Annotated in this window: 1 protein-coding gene; it reads left to right on the top strand. The window is 45.9% G+C overall.

Annotated features, from left to right (window positions below):
- Positions 1–334: 334 nt before the first annotated feature.
- On the top strand, positions 335–1200 hold an 866-nt coding region (locus ACQY8X_RS20910; RefSeq protein WP_428037063.1), incomplete at its 3' end, for a porin.

Genomic DNA, 1200 nt, shown 5'->3' with positions numbered 1-1200 from the left:
ATGCGCTTTGTAGTATGTGTGTCGGCGTGGGTCAGGGTATTGCCCTGATCATTGAACGCATATAAAGGTCACCCTTTCGATAGGTTAGTACTCCCCAGGTGCTAACCTGTCATTTTTATAAAAAACAGACCGAACTTTTCGGGGGAGCTCATCAGAGACTCCCCCTCTTTCTGCTGCAATAAAAAACATACCAATATAAATATTACTTACTGTTTTTCATATAGATAGATGCGTTTTTAGCATAAACATATCGACTCTATTCATTATTCTTTTACATACCTGCCTGTTACTTTTTCACTCATAAATAAAACAAAAGAAAGAAGGTACTGACTTAATGAAACTAAAATCCTATGCAACCTGCGCACTTCTCTCTGTCATTCCACTAGCCTCCCAGGCGGTTGAAGTTGGCACTTATCAAGGTGTAAAACTTGATTTAGGACTGCAGATCAACCGTGCCCTGATGTATGCCGATGATGGCAGCACAAATGAGACATTCTTTGTCGATAATGACAACAGCAGCACCCGTTTCAGTCTGAAAGCTCAATCTAATCTTGACGACAAGATCAGTGTTGGCGCTCTGTTTGAGACTGAATACCAGTCCAACCCATCCAACCTTGTTGATATGGATACCAAAACAACGGCATCACCAACACTGGACGAGCGGAAGATGGAAGCCTGGATCTCATCGAAAGAGTATGGGCGCCTGACCATTGGCCAGGGATCCGGTGCTGCCGATGGCAATATGGAACGTCAACTTTCAGGTACCGGTATTATCAACTGGCCAAACCCAACCCTGGTTGGTGGCGCACTGAAGTTCGGTGGTACAGGTCCAACAATCAAAAGCACTATGTCAAACCTGGATTTTGAAGGTCGCTATGACCGTCTGCGCTATGACGCACCAAAGTTTGGCCCGATCTCACTGGCGGTAAGCCTGGGCACGAATAAAGGCAATGATGTTTCTGAAATCGGCGCCCGCCTGAAAACCAAGCTTGACTCGGGTATTCAACTGGATGGTGCTCTGGGTTATTCCTATAATTCCGGTGCAATCTACGACACCAAAACGTTTGGCGGTTCTTTCGCTATCGCAATGGAAAATGGCCTCAACGCCGCGGTTGCAACAGGGAAATCCAGCGATGACAATGCGGCAAATCCAGACTCTAAGTTCCAGTCTGTCAGCGTAGGTTATAAGAGCGGTAAGCA

Source organism: Amphritea sp. (genome assembly GCF_050300915.1).
Classification (GTDB): domain Bacteria; phylum Pseudomonadota; class Gammaproteobacteria; order Pseudomonadales; family Balneatricaceae; genus Amphritea.
This window is presented reverse-complemented; position numbering and strand designations above follow the sequence as displayed.